This window comes from Caballeronia jiangsuensis (assembly GCF_046030135.1).
Classification (GTDB): Bacteria; Pseudomonadota; Gammaproteobacteria; order Burkholderiales; family Burkholderiaceae; genus Caballeronia; species Caballeronia jiangsuensis.
In genome coordinates this window covers 26,878-44,482 of record NZ_JAQQDB010000039.1, presented here as the reverse complement: position 1 = coordinate 44,482, position 17,605 = coordinate 26,878, and the positions used below count along the sequence as shown (strand labels likewise).

At 60.2% G+C, this 17,605-nt stretch carries 18 protein-coding genes and 2 pseudogenes; 9 read left to right on the top strand and 11 right to left on the bottom strand.

All coding sequences use genetic code 11. The annotated features are described in order from the left end of the window. The 3 genes from PQR08_RS30515 to PQR08_RS30505 are packed head-to-tail and all read right to left on the bottom strand — an operon-like array spanning position 1 to position 1,760. Positions 1–300, bottom strand: coding sequence for a phosphopantetheine-binding protein (locus tag PQR08_RS30515; protein ID WP_238211916.1), 300 nt, complete (start codon positions 298–300; stop codon positions 1–3). After that, positions 281–1,072 carry a lysophospholipid acyltransferase family protein gene (locus PQR08_RS30510; RefSeq protein WP_250487202.1) on the bottom strand — a complete coding sequence of 264 codons (792 nt, stop codon included), beginning with the start codon at positions 1,070–1,072 and terminating at the stop codon, positions 281–283. Before PQR08_RS30510 ends, PQR08_RS30515 begins: the two co-directional genes overlap by 20 nt. Further along, the gene (locus PQR08_RS30505) at positions 1,059–1,760 is read right to left on the bottom strand and encodes a beta-ketoacyl synthase chain length factor (RefSeq protein ID WP_250487201.1); all 702 of its coding nucleotides are present in this window, start codon (positions 1,758–1,760) and stop codon (positions 1,059–1,061) included. Before PQR08_RS30505 ends, PQR08_RS30510 begins: the two co-directional genes overlap by 14 nt. Before the next feature lie 333 nt (positions 1,761–2,093). Here PQR08_RS30505 and PQR08_RS30500 point away from each other — a divergent pair. Further along, positions 2,094–2,374 (top strand): annotated as a pseudogene (locus tag PQR08_RS30500) (tyrosine-type recombinase/integrase); the annotation flags it as partial. 291 nt (positions 2,375–2,665) lie between these two features. Here PQR08_RS30500 and PQR08_RS30495 read toward each other — a convergent pair. The 4 genes and pseudogenes from PQR08_RS30495 to PQR08_RS30480 all read right to left on the bottom strand — a co-directional run bounded on the left by PQR08_RS30495 (position 2,666) and on the right by PQR08_RS30480 (position 4,835). Beyond that, a complete protein-coding gene (locus tag PQR08_RS30495; RefSeq protein WP_250487200.1) occupies positions 2,666–3,169 on the bottom strand; it encodes a hypothetical protein in 504 nt (167 codons plus the stop codon). Between the two features lie 56 nt (positions 3,170–3,225). Then, positions 3,226–3,420: a CPBP family glutamic-type intramembrane protease gene (locus PQR08_RS30490; RefSeq protein WP_284509212.1), complete on the bottom strand. Its 195-nt coding sequence runs from the start codon at positions 3,418–3,420 to the stop codon at positions 3,226–3,228. 69 nt (positions 3,421–3,489) lie between these two features. Then, a pseudogene (locus tag PQR08_RS30485) lies at positions 3,490–3,924 on the bottom strand (LysE family translocator); the annotation flags it as partial. A 128-nt stretch (positions 3,925–4,052) separates the two neighbouring features. Next, positions 4,053–4,835: a hypothetical protein gene (locus tag PQR08_RS30480; protein WP_250487198.1), complete on the bottom strand. Its 783-nt coding sequence runs from the start codon at positions 4,833–4,835 to the stop codon at positions 4,053–4,055. Between the two features lie 205 nt (positions 4,836–5,040). Between PQR08_RS30480 and PQR08_RS30475 the strand changes: the two genes are divergently transcribed. From PQR08_RS30475 to PQR08_RS30440, 8 genes are all read left to right on the top strand, one after another. Then, entirely contained in the window at positions 5,041–5,526 is a 486-nt protein-coding gene (locus tag PQR08_RS30475; RefSeq protein WP_250487197.1) for a hypothetical protein, read from the top strand. 367 nt (positions 5,527–5,893) lie between these two features. Next, entirely contained in the window at positions 5,894–6,283 is a 390-nt protein-coding gene (locus PQR08_RS38840; RefSeq protein WP_456264723.1) for a hypothetical protein, read from the top strand. A gap of 48 nt (positions 6,284–6,331) precedes the next feature. Next, entirely contained in the window at positions 6,332–6,688 is a 357-nt protein-coding gene (locus PQR08_RS30465; RefSeq protein WP_250487195.1) for a hypothetical protein, read from the top strand. Between the two features lie 92 nt (positions 6,689–6,780). Beyond that, a complete protein-coding gene (locus tag PQR08_RS30460; protein ID WP_250487194.1) occupies positions 6,781–8,088 on the top strand; it encodes a TolC family protein in 1,308 nt (435 codons plus the stop codon). An 11-nt stretch (positions 8,089–8,099) separates the two neighbouring features. Further along, entirely contained in the window at positions 8,100–9,650 is a 1,551-nt protein-coding gene (locus tag PQR08_RS30455) for an efflux RND transporter periplasmic adaptor subunit (RefSeq protein WP_250487193.1), read from the top strand. Then, positions 9,647–12,853: an efflux RND transporter permease subunit gene (locus tag PQR08_RS30450; RefSeq protein ID WP_250487192.1), complete on the top strand. Its 3,207-nt coding sequence runs from the start codon at positions 9,647–9,649 to the stop codon at positions 12,851–12,853. Before PQR08_RS30455 ends, PQR08_RS30450 begins: the two co-directional genes overlap by 4 nt. Next, positions 12,850–13,200, top strand: coding sequence for a copper-binding protein (locus PQR08_RS30445; RefSeq protein WP_250487191.1), 351 nt, complete (start codon positions 12,850–12,852; stop codon positions 13,198–13,200). Before PQR08_RS30450 ends, PQR08_RS30445 begins: the two co-directional genes overlap by 4 nt. A gap of 346 nt (positions 13,201–13,546) precedes the next feature. Further along, positions 13,547–15,211, top strand: coding sequence for an alpha-amylase family protein (locus PQR08_RS30440; RefSeq protein ID WP_250487190.1), 1,665 nt, complete (start codon positions 13,547–13,549; stop codon positions 15,209–15,211). Between the two features lie 6 nt (positions 15,212–15,217). Here PQR08_RS30440 and PQR08_RS30435 read toward each other — a convergent pair whose 3' ends face one another. The 4 genes from PQR08_RS30435 to PQR08_RS30420 form a co-directional block, all read right to left on the bottom strand. Next, positions 15,218–15,649: an RDD family protein gene (locus tag PQR08_RS30435; protein WP_250487189.1), complete on the bottom strand. Its 432-nt coding sequence runs from the start codon at positions 15,647–15,649 to the stop codon at positions 15,218–15,220. Between the two features lie 52 nt (positions 15,650–15,701). Beyond that, the gene (gene tatA / locus PQR08_RS30430) at positions 15,702–15,914 is read right to left on the bottom strand and encodes a Sec-independent protein translocase subunit TatA (protein ID WP_187603725.1); all 213 of its coding nucleotides are present in this window, start codon (positions 15,912–15,914) and stop codon (positions 15,702–15,704) included. 194 nt (positions 15,915–16,108) lie between these two features. Next, on the bottom strand, positions 16,109–16,837 hold the full coding sequence (locus PQR08_RS30425; protein WP_250487188.1) for an SIR2 family NAD-dependent protein deacylase: 729 nt from the start codon (positions 16,835–16,837) through the stop codon (positions 16,109–16,111). A 106-nt stretch (positions 16,838–16,943) separates the two neighbouring features. Beyond that, positions 16,944–17,324, bottom strand: a complete 381-nt coding sequence (locus PQR08_RS30420) for a nuclear transport factor 2 family protein (protein WP_250487187.1) — start codon at positions 17,322–17,324, stop codon at positions 16,944–16,946. Positions 17,325–17,605 lie beyond the last annotated feature (281 nt).

Below are 17,605 nucleotides of genomic sequence, written 5' to 3'. Positions count from 1 at the left end.
TCATTCCCCTTCTTTCGTGGCTTCGTCCGCAGCATGCGCAAGCTCGCGCTGGCTCGCCACCAGCGCGACGAGCGTGTTGATCGAACGGAAATGTTCTCGCGCATGCTCGTCATTGGCCGCGATGTTCAGTTGGTAGTGTTCGCGCAGCACGATGCCGATTTCGAGCGCATCGATCGAATCGAGACCGACGCCGTCGGTCTCGAAAAGCGGCGCGTCGTCGTCGATGTCATCGGGCTGCATGTCTTCGAGATCAAGCGCTTCGATCAGAAGCCGTTTGATTTCAAGCTTTAAAGAATCCATAGTCGATCAGATGCCGGGTAATGTGGGCTTCGATCGCGCTCGTCACCGTGCGTGCGGCGAGCGCGGGTGTCTCGTCGCGTGCGGCGAGTTCGTCGGCACGCAGGGGCTCGAGCACGTTCACCTGCATGTGGAATGCACGTTCGGGTATGTCGTGCCAGCGCATGTCTTTCGTGAACGCGGGTGGATCGCAGTCCATCAGCACGGGCAGAATGGGCGCGCCCGACTGCAAGGCCATGTGGGCGAACCCGCGCGAGAACGCGTGCATGCGGTTGCGTGTCGGACTGCGCGTGCCTTCGGGGAAGATGATCATCGTGTAGCCGCGCGCGAGTTGCCGTGCGCCCGCTTCGACGAACTCGACGGGGTTCGCATTGCTCACGTATTCGGCCGCGCGCATCACGCCCCAGAAGAAGGGGTTGCTCCAGTGCGCGCTCTTCACAACGCAACATGCGCGCGGCGTGAGCGAGAGCAGCACCACCACGTCGATCCACGTCGGGTGATTCGCGACGACGATGGCCGCGCGCGGCGCGTCGCGTCTGAGCGCGCGGGCGCCATGCACGTCGAGCTTCATCACGCCGACCCGCACGAGCACGGCGACGAGCGCGCGAACGAACGCGTGAATGATGGCGACGATAATGCGTTGCTTCGAGTCGCGATGCGGCCAGATCGAAGCGAGCGGGCACACGATCAGCGAGAAAGCCAGCCCGCAGACGCCGAACGCGGCGAATGCGAGAGCCGTCGCAACGAGGCGCCAGTAGTAATCAAGCGGCTTCATGCCAGGACCATTGCCAGGTCGAGTTCTTGCAGCGCCATGCGCTCGCCGTGCGCGTGTCGAGACAGTGCTGCACGGCATGGCTCTGTGAAGAGAACGTCGTGCCTAGAAGAGCGGCATCGGTCTCGTCGCTGACCGTTGCGCGCGCGCATTCCAGGCGACCCGTTTGCGCGGATGAGTCGAGCAATATCGCGAGCGCCCCGCCATCGACTTCATCTTCGACGGTGCCGTATGCGGGATCGGCGGGTTCGTCGGCATAGACGAGCAGCACCGGAGCCGAAGGGTCCGTTACGTATTGCGCGTACGCTTCGAGCAAGGCATAGCCGAGGGTTTCAGTGCCCGCGGACAGGGCGCTGGCCGGAGCGCGGTCGCCGCGCACGATGCCGAAAACGCCGGTCATCGTGTTGAGCACGGAAAGACTGAACGACGTGGGCGAGACCGTCTTGCCCGCATCGATGGTGTGCAGGATCTCGGTCGTGCGGCCCAGTTCGCCATGACGCGAAGCGAAGACCAGACGCACTGCAGGCACATGCGCAACGCAGTCGTGCGCCACCTTCAGCGCGGCCCGCGATAGCGTGCTGAGCCGGCGTCGCGTCAAAGGTTCGATGAAGCCTAAGTCGGGAGCGGCGGAAGTGGCGGCAGGCCACAATGACCAGCGAGCAACCGGAATGGTCCAGCGCGTATCGGGCATGTCGGTGTTCGCGTGAGAATTCTTCTAACCGGGCAGAGACGACCGACGGCGGTACGCTATGACGCGCCCAACCGGGCATGGACGCACCCAGCGCTTATATATCGATTACGTTGATTAAGATCAGGTTAACGGCATGAGGGCCGGAATATTTAGGAGTCAAGCGCGCGAATCGGGCGCGCCGTCCGGCCCTTAAAACTGGAGCGCCGGATTTTACCGGCGAATGCGACTGAAAGCAGCATAAATAACTTGCTGATCATCATCCGTCTCAGTTTCGCGACGCGTCTTACCGATCGGCGCCACCACAGCCACTCAAGCACAGAAACCTGTTCGCAGTTGACTCGCGCCGCCTTGGACGCGATCGTCAAATTCTGTGTTTGCAGGCGCAGCGGCGAGACTTCGCGAGCACAACCCGTCCACTGCCGCATGCGCTGACCTGCGAAAAAAGGCCTCCGCTCACTAACTGCGGCACAGCGCGCGCTCCCAGATGGTGAATCAGCAGGTCGATTTGCTACTCGTGCGCGACAACCTTGGACACGCATCATTGACCTTACCTCCACGCCGATGAAGACCGACGCCATCGTGAAACCGACGAGAAGCATCGCATCGACTGGTGACCGATCTTGGAGGCACGACGGTGTTGTAAGCAATCGAGCGAGATGTTTCGCGTGCGTGATTACGCGCGCCGCGCTGGAGTCTTTTTCTTGCTGCCGATCGATGCGGACGCGGTCAAGATGCTCAAGACTTTTCACGATGGCGCCGTACCTATGCCGTCGCTCATGGCGAGCTGCTTGCGCACCCTGTGGCGCGGCTTTCAAGGGAACCGACGAACTAGACGATTAGTTGCAGATTCACCGAGGCGAAGAGCGACCATCCGACGCCGATTACGGTCTCGGAAATTCTCCGAATCAAATCTGAGCTTGCTGCGCACCGCCCCTCGTCTTATTTTCGAGTGTGCCCCTCTCATTTTGCCCGCCCCGTTGGACGGGCATTTTTTTTGTTCGAACCGCGGACGTCGTCGCGAGGCCGTACGCTTTGCTCTCGACCTCACCGAGCTTTTTGCACTTGCGCCTTGAGCTTTTGATCTTGTCCTTCAAATGAGGGATTCGTTCATCCGGCAGGCTCGCCAGATCCCGATCAGCGCGGTTCAGCTCATTCATGTAGCGAGCGATACTATGCTCGAGTTGTTGCGTGCGAGCTTGACGCTTGCGCTTCGTAAAGTTCTTGTCGCCATTGTTGAGCGCTTTAAATTCGCTGTCGCCGATCGCAGCCGTAGCATCCGAGAACAGCTTTAGCCGCCGGCAAAGCACAACAAAGTCGCGGTAGACTTTACGTATTGCAACGCCATTATCCCTTCGGAAGTCAGCGATGGTCTTGAAGTCAGGCGACAGCCGACCTGGCAACCAGATCAACTCGAGGTTCCGTTCAGTGGCCAATCGAATGTCGACGTTCGATCAGCACCCAACCGTCACGACGGGTAATGGAGAAGTGCTATCGAATTGGCGTTTCGCAACGCATGAATCGTGGTGACAATCCAGAAAGCTCGGCGCGGACGCGCTTGCTCAACGACATAGACGTAACCGAGTACTAGGCCAACTGGAAGCGTACTGATCACATACCTCCAGCTATAGAAATGCAATGATGCGAACAGCACTGCAGACAACGCGATTGCTATCTAAGGTCCGACTCCGAGTTTGTTACGAAGTAGTGTGATGCATTCCTACTGGTTAAATGAAACGTGGGCGGGTGCCGCTGACGAAAACACCGCTGCATAAAAAGCGATGGACTCCGGGTTCGCAATATTTGTCGCAACACCCTGACGAAAAGCGGCACGAAACAGCGGAGTCTTCCGAGGCTGCGCTGTTGCTATGTCGTTCGCTTGCGCCCTTGTAATGAGCCGTAGCCCAAACCATACGAGATAGGCAGCACCGGCAAGCCTGACGCCGACGGCGAGCCACGGGAAGACTGCGAAGACCATCCCGATACCGAGAATGGCGCAAGTGGCCCAAAACAGATTGATCGTCACTATCCCCGCGACGAGCGCGAGCGTGTCGGAGCGGCCGCCCGAAACCGCCCTGTGAACTACCGCGACGAAGTTCGGTCCCGGTATGACGACACCTACGGCATAGACCGAAAAGACCGTTGCAACTGCAGATAAGTCGATCATTGGTAGCCTCGGTGATTGTCTCGCGGAGCATTGGCGGTCAGCATTTTGATGCAGTTTGCGATATGCCGCTCTCGTTCGGCTCCCGCCTGCTCCCCGTTCAAAGAAAAGTCGGCGCGAGATGCGATGAGTTATTCAGCGGCAACGACGACTCGCGTGCGTCTGCGTGCTGCTACGCGCTTCGTGCACCACTGAACGACTATGGCGAGCAATGCCGCTTCGAAGAAGGCCAAGGTGGGTCGTTGGTATGGAAGCGTGATACTCAACAGTAGACAGAATGCTGCGAACGAAAAACGCCCTAGCACCATGCCTCGCAACAACGAGATTACAAAAGCAGGCCCGTGCGCGCGTTGGGACGACACTGAAAGGATGATCCCGAGCAGCGGGAAGACTGCAAGCAACCCACTCCACGTTGGGCCAGCCCAAGCTGATAACGATGTAACACAGAAAGTCAGGATAGCGCCGGCGATCATTCTGCCTGGCAAGTCGAACCGGGAAAGCGGCGCTCCGGCCGCAACGCTTGAAGTTTTCGGCAAGAACGACTGCCCAATGGACACTGCTGCGACAGCAACGATCGACGCCCACAGAGGCGAAGTCGGCAGGAACGAGAGACCACACGCGCATAGGAACCAGACGACGAGACCGGCGACTAGAGCGACTGGCCAGGAGCGCGACCGACAAGTCCACGCATAAGCGAAGTTGAACCCTTCCGACGCAAGGATTGCCGCCAGCGATAGGGTTGCCGCGCGTGCTCCGAACACGCCTCCGTGCGATAGCGTCAAGAGGTACAGAATCGGCCCGGCTACGACGGGCAATCCAGCCAGCCAACCAGCGATCGAGGGTCCCCACCACTTACCCGACATCGAAACGACAAGCACAAACAGGGGAACCAGTGTCAGCTTGAGCGCGAGCATGATGGTACCGAGGCACTTAAAGCCGCATTCTACTGTGTGACGCTGGGTGAAGTCTGCAAGTGCCGGGGTCGACCGGATCGGATTCGCTTCTCGAGCCACAAGTGACGTTCGAATTCGCGCGAAGCGGTCACTCGCGTTCTATCGGCGACCGGCTTACGTGAGGTATTCTGCTGGTTGCGGAAGAGGTTCCTATCAAGCTCCGTTTATGACGAAGAAAATGAAAACAGGTATGAAAGGAGCTAGCTTCCCCACAGCAGAACGCGTGTTGGGAAGTTATCTGCTTAGCGTAACTGTCGGAGTAGCTTTCCTAACATTGGTTTTCCTCGTAGCCTTGCCGGCCGGAGGACACGGCGCCATACAAGTCATGGTCATGACAGTAATGGCGTTCTTATTCACGTGGCTGACGGGAGTGATCGTTGCAGCCCTACCTTGCGCACTTCTCGCGTTTTTAGCGCGCCGCTTCGCAATCAGGAACTTGCTTTTCTACCTGATTGCCGGTGTCGGTATTGGACTGCTTCTGGTGCCGGTGTTTCTCGGCATCACCAACTCGTTCTCCTGGTACACCGATCCGCCTGACCGAACGGACCTGACGATGCTCCAAGGCATGAGGCAGGTAGGGGTAGGCTTTGCCATCGCGGGCGGCCTCGCTGGTCTGACGTTCTGGAAGCGCGCAGGCCTGCATTATCGCTAGGGTCGGTTCTTCGCTTCAGGCATGTGACCAGTACCACCGCGCACGTTTTTCTGCGATTCGGAGAACGCTCCTCAATGTCTGAAACTGAACGAGAGTACGCATCTTCCGATGCGTAAGCCCAACATTCACGGTCGGAAACATTTGAACGACTGGAAACGATCTTGAGGCTGCATACCTCGGCACAATAAAATTTTTGACAGGCTATTCGCTGCGCTAATCCGCGCACCAACTCGGCGACCGCCGGAAGCCGCTGCGGATACCGTATAGCGACGTAGCGCTGAGTCTCGACAGCTACTGCCTCGCCTGACCTATCGGCAGCGAGTGTGACGCCCGAATAGACATCAAGCGGATTCAGGAATCACAGCAAATGTCATTCTTGCGCGGCCAAATCAGGGCTTTCATCTTTCTCGCCCCGGCAACGATAGCTAAACAATCACTTCCCAAATTCCCCTTCCGAGCGCTCTTGCTTTGCGACCAGCGTGAGCCTTTCATCGCTCGCCTTTTCTTCTTCCAGGGTCTCAAGGAGGAGCTTCATGCCGTCGTGATATCCAAGCTTCTTTGCGAGCGTGGCGAGGCTTCCCTAAGCTGCAATCTCATAGTGCGCGACCTTCTGAGCCGCCGCGATGCGCGCCGCATCGAGGATGGGTCCTTTTTGGATTTTTCGATCTGTTCTTGCCCATCTTCGACAACACCAGTCGCAATGTTGTCGCGGGTAGTAGACAGTAAGCCAATCGATGCTGCCTTTTGGGTTACCTGACCGTCATCGCAATAACAGGAGAAAACTAGGTCCGCTATAATCCTTGCCATGAAATTTCTCCGGACAATACTCCTTCTGCTGCTTTGCGCCATGCTGCCCATCAGTGGGCTGGCAGCCAGCGGCCTGACCGGAGAATGTCCGATGAGCATGGGTTCCGACGAAGGCAGCACAATGTCGTCGGAGATGCCCGGCTGCGAAACGATGAAATCGTCTCAGCCCGAAAAAGCCAAAGGGTTTTTTTGCAAGGTAACCGCGCATTGTCAGCTCGGTAGCCTCTATCACCCGGTGTCGCACATCGAGATAACGCGTCCCGCCGGGTTGTCAACCTCCGTCGTGTTTCACTATGCGCAGTCACTCACCGTCCGTGAACCGGCCGGTCTCTGGCGACCTCCGCGCACCACCTAATCCCTCACTGACAGGTTCGCCGCATGTGCGGCGAGGTCGTCCTGCGTCCAGGACGTGGAGTTCCTATGGAACTCCGCCGTTGGGGTTAGAACATGCCTTCAATCATTGGCACGCCGTCACACCGGTGTGCGCCACTGCGCGCGCGTGCGCTTTTTGCCGCGCTCCTGCTCGCAAGCATGGCCACGCACGCTCAGGAAACACCCATCACGCTTGAGGCGGCACTGCAAGCCGCGACCGACCACTCTGCCGCGATGGGCGCGGCGCAGGCCTCGGTACGAGCCAGCTCGGAAGCGGCCGTGCGAGCAGCTCAGTTGCCCGACCCGATGCTCAGGGCGGGGGTCGACAATCTGCCCGTGACAGGCCAGCAGAAGTTCACGATTGGCCAGGATTTCATGACGATGCGCCGCATCGGCATCGAGCAGGAGTGGGTGTCGAGCGAGAAGCGTCGACTGCGCTCCGCATTGGCGGACGATGTGGTCGACCGCGAGCGAGCAGGCTATCTCAGACAACTTGCAAACACTCGCCAACAGACTGCAACAGCCTGGCTCAACGCGACTTATGCAAAGAAAGCCGTCGTGTTGCAGCAGGAACTCGCCGAGCACATGAACCATGAGCTCGAGGCGATCAAAGCCACTTATCGCGCTGCGAAATCGACTGCCGCCGATGTCATCCAGGCCAGGGCTATGCTCGCGCAGACGCAGGACCAATTGCTCAGGGCTCGACAGAGCTTGCAAACCGCGCTTATCGGTTTGTCGCGCTGGACCGCCACACCGGTTCTGGACGTAAGCGGAGAGCCGCCCGCGCCGCTGTCATATGTGACGATTCTGCCGCCTGAAGAGTTGCGCGAGGTTCAGCCGGTGCTCGTCGCCGCATCCCGGGAGATTGCCGTCGCCGATGCCGACACCTCCGTCGCGAACAGTAATCGCAGTCCGAACTGGTCCTGGGAAGTCGCCTACCAGCAACGCGGCGGGGCGTACTCGAACATGGTGTCGATTGGCGTCAGCATTCCACTTCCGATCGATCGAAAAGACCGCCAGGACCGGGATGTTAGCGAGAAAGCGGAACTGGCGACCCGGGCGCGGCTGATGTACGAGGACGCGCAGCGTCAGGTGGAAGCGGACATCCGCGCACAGTCGGCCACGCTCGCGAGCGGTCGCGAACGCATTGCCAGTCTCTCCAAGTCCCTGCTGCCGGCAGCCGACCAGCGCGTACAGCTCGCGGCAGGCGCGTACAGGGCAGGCACGGGCTCGCTTGCCGACACCTTTGCTGCCAGACGTGCGCAACTCGACGCTGAACTTCAGGTGCTCGACCTGCAGCGTGACGTGTCGCAGACCTGGGCCCAGCTCGAATACCAGGTCGTGCCCGCCTCGGTATCGGCTTCCATGCCCGTCAGTCAGTGAAGAGGAACAGCATGCAAAAGAAACAACTGGCACGCGCGGCCCTGATGGTGTTTGCCGCAGCGGCGCTGCTCGGTGTCGGCTATATCGTCGGGACGCATCGTACGGCAGCGACGAATACGCCCGCCACCACGGCGGCTTCCGCTCCGGGCGACAAACTTGACTCAAAGACGGGGCGGAAGGTGCTGTACTGGCACGACCCGATGGTGCCCAACCAGCACTTCGACAAGCCGGGCAAGTCCCCTTTCATGAACATGCAGCTAGAGCCCGTCTATGCGGACGAAGGCGGCGGCGCCACAGGCATCAGGATCGACCCGGGCCTCCAGCAGAATCTCGGCATCCGCTACGCGACAGTGCGCCGGCAGGAAACGCCGGAAGGGTTCGATGCCGTCGGCACCACGCAGTTCGACGAATCACGGTCCGACGTCGTGCAATCACGCGTCACGTGCTACATCGACCACCTTTACGCCAGTGCACCGATGCAGCGGATTGCAAAGGGCGCACCGATTGCGTCGCTGTTCGTACCCGACTGGCTGGCACCCCAGGAGGAATATCTCGCGCTCAGGCGCGGCGCAACGGACAGCAGCATGCTCGAAGCGTCACGTGCGCGCATGCGGGCGCTCTCGATTCCGGACGGTGTCATCGCGGCCCTCGACAGGACCGGCAAGGCGCAGACCCATGTCGTGCTGTCGTCGCCTGAAACCGGCGTCGTGAGCGAACTGAACGTCAGGAATGGCGCGATGGTCACGCCGGGGCAGACGCTCGCCAAAATCGCGGGGCTCTCGAAGTTGTGGCTGGTCGTCGAAATCCCGGAGACGCTTGCCTTGAACGTGCAACCCGGGATGACCGTCGATGCCACGTTCAGCGGCGATGCGTCCGAGCACTTCAAAGGTCAGATTCGGGAAATCCTGCCCGGCATCAGCACGACGAGCCGGACGTTGCAGGCGCGCCTCGAACTCGACAACTCAGCGCTCAAGCTGACGCCGGGCATGCTGATGCGTGTGCGCGTCGCTGGCCAGAAAGCAGTGCCGCGGCTGCTGGTGCCTTCAGAAGCCATCATCACAACCGGCAAACGCTCGGTCGTCATCGTGAAGAGCGGCGACGGACGACTGCGACCTGTGAGCGTCACCCCAGGCAACGATGTTGGCAACGAGACCGAGGTACTCAGCGGTCTGAACGACCGCGAGACTGTCGTCGCTTCCGGCCAATTCCTTATCGATTCCGAGGCCAGCCTCAAATCAGTGCTTCCGAGGCTGGAAGGTGGCTCCGCATCCGAAGCCGTGGGCGCCGCACCCGCGACGAGTGCAGCTCCAGTCTCGGTCCCCGCGGCGACTCCGACGTACGAGACCACCGGCAAGGTCGAGAAAGTGACGGCTGGCGAGATCACCTTTTCGCACCAGCCCGTACCGGCCCTGAACTGGCCCGCCATGACGATGTCGTTCAGCAAGCCAGCGCCCGATGCGTTTCCCGATGTGAAACCGGGAGAGATCATGCACTTCGTTTTCCGGCAGTCTGGCGACGACTACCAACTGACAAAGGTCGAACCGATTGGAGGCGCAAGATGATTGCGCGTCTCATCCGCTGGTCCATTCACAACCGCTTCCTCGTATTGCTGGTCACCGCGCTGGTCACGGCGTGGGGCGTCTACTCGGCGACGGAAACCCCCATCGATGCGTTGCCCGACCTCTCCGACACGCAGGTCATCATCAAGGCTTCGTACCCTGGCAAGGCGCCGCAGGTCATTGAGGACCAGGTCACCTATCCGCTCACCACCACGCTGCTTGGCGTGCCGGGTGCGAAGACCATCCGCGCCTATTCGTCGTTCGGCGACGCGTTCGTGTACGTGCTCTTCGACGATAAGACCGACCAGTACTGGGCACGCTCGCGCGTGCTCGAATACCTGAACCAGGTGCAAAGCCGCCTGCCCTCGGGCGCGACCGTCTCGCTCGGCCCGGACGCAACCGGCGTGGGCTGGGTGTACGAGTACGCGCTCGTCGACAGAACCGGGCAGCACGACCTCGGGCAACTGCGCGCGCTGAACGACTGGTTCCTGAAGTTCGAACTGAAGGCGGTGCCGGACGTGTCGGAGGTGGCCAGCATCGGCGGCATGGTGCGCCAATATCAGGTTGTCCTCGACCCGGACAAACTGCGCGCATATGGCATCACCCAGGCGACGGTGATCGATGCGCTGGGTAAGGCAAATCAGGAATCGGGCGGTTCGGTGGTCGAGATGGCGGAGTCCGAATACATGGTCCGCTCATCCGGTTACCTTCGCTCGCTGGATGATTTCCGCAACATCGTGCTGCGCACGAATGATGCGGGCACGCCGGTGCTACTCGGCGATGTGGCGCGCATCCAGATCGGACCCGAGATGCGGCGCGGAATCGCGGAGCTGAACGGACAGGGCGAAGTCGCAGGCGGGGTCATCGTGATGCGCTCGGGCAAGAACGCGCTGACGACCATCGACGCGGTCAAAGCGAAGCTCGCCGACCTGAAACGGTCCCTGCCACCTGGCGTCGAGGTGGTAACGACTTACGATCGATCTCAGCTCATCGAGCGCGCGGTGAACAACCTCAAGGACAAGCTTCTCGAGGAGTTCATCGTCGTCGGGATTGTCTGTGCAGTCTTTCTGTTTCATCTGCGCAGCGCTTTCGTGGCGATTCTGTCGTTACCGCTCGGTGTCCTCGCAGCGTTCATCGTGATGCGCTATCAGGGCGTCAACGCAAACCTGATGTCGCTCGGCGGCATCGCGATTGCCATCGGCGCGATGGTTGATGCAGCCATCGTGATGATCGAGAACGCTCACAAGCACCTGGAGGCTTTTGAGCACGAGTTCCCCGGCACGCGGATTTCTGCCGCGCAACGCTGGGAACTCATTGCGACGTCCGCCGCGGAAGTAGGACCAGCCCTCTTCTTCTCCCTGCTCATCATTACGCTGTCTTTTATTCCAGTGTTCTCGCTGGAGGGCCAGGAAGGGAAGCTGTTTTCGCCGCTCGCATTCACGAAGACCTACACGATCGCGGCAGCAGCCGGTTTGTCGGTCACGCTTGTGCCCGTCCTGATGGGTTATCTCATCCGAGGCCGCATTCCGCATGAGAACGCCAACCCCATCAACCGCGTGCTAATCCGGCTCTACAAGCCGCTGCTCGAAGCGACGCTTCGACGCCCGTGGTTTGTGATCGGGCTCGCCGTGATTGCGCTGGCTGTCACGATCATTCCGATCTCGCGCCTCGGCGGAGAATTCCTGCCGCCGCTCGACGAGGGCGACCTGCTGTACATGCCGACGGCGCTTCCTGGCATCTCGGTTGAGAAAGCGTCCGAACTGCTTCAGCAGACCGACCGGCTCATCAAGACGGTTCCGGAAGTGGCAACCGTGTTCGGCAAGTCGGGCCGCGCCGACACGGCCACAGACCCCGCACCGCTCGAGATGTTCGAGACCACGATCCAGTTCAAGCCGCGAAGCCAGTGGCGTCCAGGAATGACACCCGCGAAGCTGGTCGACGAACTGGATGCGACAGTCAAGGTGCCAGGGTTATCGAACGTGTGGGTGCCGCCCATCCGTAATCGCCTTGACATGCTGTCGACGGGCATCAAGACGCCCGTTGGGATCAAGATCTCCGGCGCGGACCTCTCGCAAATCGACCGCATCGCGACACGGGTCGAAGCGACGGTGAAGGAGCTGCCCGGCGTGAACTCCGCACTCGCTGAACGTCTCAACGGTGGACGGTACATCGATGTCGATATCGACCGGTCGGCGGCGGCGCGTTACGGGCTTGGCGTGGGGGATATCCAGGCAGTCGTATCCTCCGCTGTTGGCGGCGAGAACGTCGGCGAGGTGATTGCCGGCCGGGAGCGCTTCCCCATCAACATCCGCTATCCACGCGAAGTTCGGGACTCTCTCGAGAAGCTGCGACAACTGCCCGTCCTCACAGACCGCGGCGCGCAAATCCAGCTTGGCGACGTTGCGCACATCATGATCGCCGACGGTCCACCGATGATTCGCAGCGAGAACGCGCGTCTTTCTGGCTACGTCTATGTCGACATCCGCAATACGGACCTGCAGTCGGCGGTGAAAGCGATGCAGCGTGCGGTCGCAGAAAAGGTCGTTCTCTCTCCAGGCTACTCGATTGCCTGGTCCGGGCAGTTCGAGTACTTGGAGCGCGCGACGGCCAGGCTCCGAACCGTCATTCCCGTGACGCTGGTCGTCATTTTCGTGCTGCTTTTCCTGACGTTCAACTCGACGGCCGACGCGTTGTTGCTTATGTCGACGGTACCGTTCGCGCTAATCGGCGGGCTCTGGTTCATCTGGGTACTGGGTCATGCCGTGTCGGTCGCGACATCGGTGGGATTTATCGCGCTCGCGGGTGTGGCCGCGGAATTCGGCGTCGTGATGTTGTTGTACCTGAAAGGCGCGCTCAACCGACGTCTCGACGATGGCGAGCCGCTGACCGAGGCGCTCTTGTTCGATGCGATCCGCGAAGGCGCCGTGCTGCGGGTGAGGCCGAAAGCGATGACCGTTGCGGTCGTGCTGGCCGGTCTCATTCCGATCATGGTCGGCCACGGCACAGGATCGGAGGTCATGCAGCGTATCGCCGCGCCGATGGTCGGTGGCATGGTCACGGCGCCAATTCTTTCGATGTTCGTGATTCCCGCCGCCTGGTTTCTGCTACAGCGCCGTCGCGCACGGCAGGCCGGCGCGACCCAACTTCACCATGCAGTAGCTTCCGGCGCGCGAGTGCCATCCACCCAACCAGGAGAAATTCAATGAAGAAACTGATCGTTGCATCTGCCGCTTGTGCAACCGTGTTTGCGGCCCCCGCGTTTGCGGGCGATGACATGGCCGGCATGAACATGACAGCGAAGCCGTCGGCTGCGAAGGCCTCGTCGAAGACCGCGCTCACCGATGCGGAAGTCAAAAAGGTCGACGCGGCGACCGGTATGGTCACGCTTAAACATGCCGCGCTGGAAAATGTGGGCATGCCGCCGATGACGATGGCGTTCAAAGCAAAGGATGCCGCGTTGCTCAAGCAGGTTCACGAGGGTGACAAAGTCAAGGTCCGCGTCGAGAACGTTGACGGAAACCTGACTATTGTGAAGCTCGAAAAGCAGTCTTGATGAGACCGTTCGGTATCCGCATAGTGTGGCTCCAGGAGGCAGAACAACGGGGCCGGTGGATCACGGCCACGATGATTGCCTTTTCAAGTCGGCCTGCGATCTTGACGCGCGAAGCGGATTCCGAACAGGTGAGCATTCCCGCGTTCCTTTTTCATCCGATCGGTCCCTTGACGAAGAATATGCTGTGCTGTCTCGCCTATTTCGTCATGATGGAGGGCTCATTGAACCGCAGAACGGTCTGCGAACGCTGCCGGAACACTTCTTGCTCAATGCACGGGCAACAACCCGTTCGATTCCCCCGTCCAATCCACGGAAGCCTTCGTAAGCCGGACTTCATTCAAGGCCTATGGTCAACGATCTCTGGTACAAAAACGCGATCATCTACTGCCTGTCCGTCGGCACGTTCATGGACGCGAACGGCGATGGCGTCGGTGACTTCCGGGGCCTGCTGCGGCGGCTCGACTACCTTCAGGGGCTCGGCATCACCACCATCTGGCTGATGCCCTTCCAGCCGTCGCCCGGCCGCGACAATGGCTACGACATCACCGACTACTACAACGTCGATCCGCGCTACGGCTCGCTCGGCGACTTCACGGAGTTCACGCACGCGTGTCATCAGCGCGGCCTGCGCGTGATGATCGATCTCGTAGTGAATCACACGTCGGACCAGCATCCGTGGTTCCGGGAAGCGCGGCGCGATCCCGAATCGAAATATCGTGACTGGTATGTCTGGTCGAAGAAGCGGCCGGCCAACGCGGAGGATGGGGTGGTCTTCCCCGGCGTGCAAAAATCGACATGGACCTACGACAAGGAAGCGGCCATGTGGTACTTCCATCGCTTCTACGAGTTCCAGCCCGACCTGAACACGGCCAACCCTCTCGTGCAGGCCGAGTTGCTCAAGATCATGGGCTTCTGGATCCAGCTCGGCGTCTCGGGCTTCCGCATGGACGCCGTGCCGTTTGTCATCGCCACCAAGGGCGCGCAGGTGAAAAGACCGGTCGAACAATACGACATGCTGCGAACGTTTCGCGAGTTCCTGCAATGGCGCAAGGGCGACGCGATCATTCTTGCGGAGGCGAACGTACTGCCCGACACCGACATGAAGTACTTCGGCGACGCCGGCGAACGATTGCAGATGATGTTCAACTTCCAGGTCAATCAGAACACGTTCTATGCGCTCGCGAGCGCGGACGTCGCGCCTCTCAAGAACGCGCTGGAGGCGACGAAGTCACGCGCCGCAACGGCTCAATGGGGCGTATTCCTGAGAAATCACGACGAACTCGATCTCGGCCGGCTCTCGCCCAGGCAGCGTGAAACCGTGTTCGCGGCGTTCGGCTCCGATCCCGCCATGCAGCTCTACGATCGCGGCATCCGTCGCCGCCTTGCGCCGATGCTCGATGGCGATCGTCGTCGGCTGGAACTTGCGTACAGCCTGATGCTGACGCTGCCGGGAACGCCCGTCGTGCGTTACGGCGATGAAATCGGCATGGGCGACGACCTGCGCCTGCCCGAGCGCGAAAGCGTGCGCACGCCGATGCAATGGTCCACCGAGCCGCATGCCGGCTTCACGAAGCATGATCGCCCCGTCTGTCCGGTGATCTCCGGCGGACCGTACGGCTTCGAACGCGTGAATGTCGCGAACCAGCGCCGCGACCCGAACTCGCTGCTGAATTGGATCGAGCGAATGATCCGCATGCGCAAGGAGGTGCCTGAGATAAGCTGGGGCGATTTCGCGATTCTGAAGGCATCGCGCGATGACGTGCTCGCAATGCTTTACCACTGGCGCAACAACTCGGTGGTCTGCGTGCATAACTTCAGCGCCGCCGCGTGCACGGTGAAGTTCCGCGTCGGCTCTAAAGCTGGCGAAAACGACGTACTCGTGAACCTGCTCTCCGACGACCACAGCCAGGGCAACGCGAAGGGGCAGCACACGGTCGTGCTCGAGCCTTACGGCTATCGATGGTTCCGGGTAGGCGGTCTCGACTATCTCCTGAAGCGCAGCGAAGTGTGACGTACATCAGGACGATTTTTGCAGTCCACTGACGACGACAGTGTTTGCGATTCGGTCATGGAGGGCTTGCCTGCGCGGATTGAAGAATACCCAGAGAAAGCCCGCTCCACACGTGGTGAACGTGAGGACGTAGCCCACCGTGCGCAAGACGGCTTGCCTGCGGGTGATCGGCTCGTGACTATCGGCGTCCACAATCCGCAATCGCACCACGCGCTTTCCCGGTGACGTCCCCCACACGACCCATAAAACACCGGTTATGAGTAGTGGGATGCATTGGGCCACGATCAGCCACAGGATGAAAGTCGCCGCGAGCGCATCGGGCGACAGCAGGATTTCTTCGGAGGACGGCCCTAACGGGATAAACAGAAGGATAACCGTCCACCAGATCGAATCGATGAACAAAGCGCGGGCGCGCTCGGAATACGTGGCGAGGCGCATCTTGGGCTGCGGCGTGAAATCGTCTCACCGGTAGTGCGGCCGCCTTGCGTCTTTACCGTGCAGTGACATCCCTGGCTTGAACATCAACGGTCGCCGGGATCGAGTTTGCCGTGGAGGCCGACGTTGAGGCATCGCCCACGCCGTCCTTGAAAGACTTGACGGCACCGCCCAAGTCGGAGCCGACACTACGCAACTTCTTGGTGCCGAAAACAAGCGCAACGATCGCCAAAACGATAAGCCAATGCCCGATGCTGAGACTTCCCATATCACCCATCCATAAAGAAAAACGCTTAAATTCGAGCGGAATGCGCAATATTTACTTCACGCCCCGCCCCACTCGTCTCGTATTCTGTCATAAAAATCAATGGCTTATGTGACCCCGTTTCGCATCGAGACGCGGCAGGCGACAGGCTCCGGTGGCAACCCGTTTGCCTTGCGAGTGCAGAGAGAGTCGGCAGGCTATCCCATGAGACCCGCAATTTGTTCCTCGAGATGCTGTAGCCCGGTTGTCGCAGGCTGCGCCTCTACAACGCCGAACATCTCGCTTCGGTTCGGCGACGGGTCTACGAGGAAGTTTCTCGGATGCTCGTTTTGTCGGTCCCAAGGGAGCATTGCCTCGGGCGGAACGACTTCGAAAGCGCTCCCGATGGCGAGAAACAGATCGCACGCGCGCATCTCTGCCCGAAGCCGATGGAGACTTTGATAGGCAGGGGCCGCCTCGCCGAAGAATACGACTCCCGGTTTGACGCCTTCGTGGTTTCCGCAAATCGGGCAGGCAGCCGCAGCGTCGAAATACAGCCCTTCTTTCGGAAACGCGAGATCGCACGCGGTGCACAACAACGAGTTCAAATCGCCGTGGAGGTGGATGACGGAGGTGGCGCCGGCTTTCTCGAGCAGGTCATCGACGTTCTGAGTCAGCAACTGGACGCGCTCGGCTCCCCACTTGGTCTGCCACTTGGCGAGCAGCTTGTGCGCGGCATTCGGCTCGGCACCATGCTTCTCGCGAATGCGGTCGTTGTAGAACCGGAAGACGGCCTGACGGTTCTTGCGCCATGTGTGGATATTGCAGACCTCGTCGACGCTGTTGCGAGTCCAGATACCGTCGCCTGTACGGAACGTCGATAGGCCACTTTCAGCGGACAATCCCGCGCCGGAAAACACATAGAGCCTGGGCGTCCTGTTATCCATATCTCGATGCTTGCGCCTTGCGCGATTCCATCAGTTTCTTTGTGCGTCCGCCCTTAAAGCGTCGCTCCGAATCCAATCGACTGCAGAATTCGCGTCGTCATTTGATTCAGCCGTGCGCAGCCGTATCGAAAAATTCGAGCCATCGGCTCACCCGACCGTCCTCGACTGTGAAGATGTGCACCCATTCCGTCTCGAACGGTCTGCCCGTCGCCTTGACGACAGCGGCGACGAAGCCGATCACGACGATACGGTTGCCAGCATCAATGAATTCGCGGGGCTCGAATCGGGTGATCTCTTCCGCATCGAGCAGGTCCTTGAAGAAGCGTTCAACCTCCTCGCGTGTTCGACAGCAGGTCGCGTAAGGCAGGCTCGACGGTCCGACGACTCGCCAGTCAACGACGTCCGGAATCAAAGCCAACACGCCAGCCACATCGCCACAGGCAAAGGCGGAATACGCTTTCTTGACCACGTCTATCGCATTGGGCATGTCAACCTCCGAGCGGCTGTCTCATGTTTGAAGTGAGGCAACTCGGACTTGACGTCGACGCTCTGCCCCTCGAAATCATAGAAGCTGCCAATGCGCGATTCACGCTGCACTGCGACGCATGATAAGCCACGAAAACCCCCGGATCACGTGCCGCGCCGTCCCAAAGCGGTCACGCGCACGGACGCGAATCTTCAGCGCGTGCAACATTCGTAGCCTGCGCTCCCGCGTTGCCGCCTTGAAAAAATGCGCGCAAACATGACACGCGCAAGGGCCGGAGCATG

What these genes read in the sequence shown, in the direction of transcription:
- PQR08_RS30515 (WP_238211916.1), bottom strand. Translation starts at nt 300, where the DNA reads ATGGATTCTTTAAAGCTTGAAATCAAACGGCTTCTGATCGAAGCGCTT.
- PQR08_RS30510 (WP_250487202.1), bottom strand. Translation starts at nt 1,072, where the DNA reads ATGAAGCCGCTTGATTACTACTGGCGCCTCGTTGCGACGGCTCTCGCA.
- PQR08_RS30505 (WP_250487201.1), bottom strand. Translation starts at nt 1,760, where the DNA reads ATGCCCGATACGCGCTGGACCATTCCGGTTGCTCGCTGGTCATTGTGG.
- PQR08_RS30480 (WP_250487198.1), bottom strand. Translation starts at nt 4,835, where the DNA reads ATGCTCGCGCTCAAGCTGACACTGGTTCCCCTGTTTGTGCTTGTCGTT.
- PQR08_RS30475 (WP_250487197.1), top strand. Translation starts at nt 5,041, where the DNA reads ATGACGAAGAAAATGAAAACAGGTATGAAAGGAGCTAGCTTCCCCACA.
- PQR08_RS38840 (WP_456264723.1), top strand. Translation starts at nt 5,894, where the DNA reads ATGTCATTCTTGCGCGGCCAAATCAGGGCTTTCATCTTTCTCGCCCCG.
- PQR08_RS30465 (WP_250487195.1), top strand. Translation starts at nt 6,332, where the DNA reads ATGAAATTTCTCCGGACAATACTCCTTCTGCTGCTTTGCGCCATGCTG.
- PQR08_RS30460 (WP_250487194.1), top strand. Translation starts at nt 6,781, where the DNA reads ATGCCTTCAATCATTGGCACGCCGTCACACCGGTGTGCGCCACTGCGC.
- PQR08_RS30455 (WP_250487193.1), top strand. Translation starts at nt 8,100, where the DNA reads ATGCAAAAGAAACAACTGGCACGCGCGGCCCTGATGGTGTTTGCCGCA.
- PQR08_RS30450 (WP_250487192.1), top strand. Translation starts at nt 9,647, where the DNA reads ATGATTGCGCGTCTCATCCGCTGGTCCATTCACAACCGCTTCCTCGTA.
- PQR08_RS30445 (WP_250487191.1), top strand. Translation starts at nt 12,850, where the DNA reads ATGAAGAAACTGATCGTTGCATCTGCCGCTTGTGCAACCGTGTTTGCG.
- PQR08_RS30440 (WP_250487190.1), top strand. Translation starts at nt 13,547, where the DNA reads ATGGTCAACGATCTCTGGTACAAAAACGCGATCATCTACTGCCTGTCC.
- PQR08_RS30435 (WP_250487189.1), bottom strand. Translation starts at nt 15,649, where the DNA reads ATGCGCCTCGCCACGTATTCCGAGCGCGCCCGCGCTTTGTTCATCGAT.
- tatA (WP_187603725.1), bottom strand. Translation starts at nt 15,914, where the DNA reads ATGGGAAGTCTCAGCATCGGGCATTGGCTTATCGTTTTGGCGATCGTT.
- PQR08_RS30425 (WP_250487188.1), bottom strand. Translation starts at nt 16,837, where the DNA reads ATGGATAACAGGACGCCCAGGCTCTATGTGTTTTCCGGCGCGGGATTG.
- PQR08_RS30420 (WP_250487187.1), bottom strand. Translation starts at nt 17,324, where the DNA reads ATGCCCAATGCGATAGACGTGGTCAAGAAAGCGTATTCCGCCTTTGCC.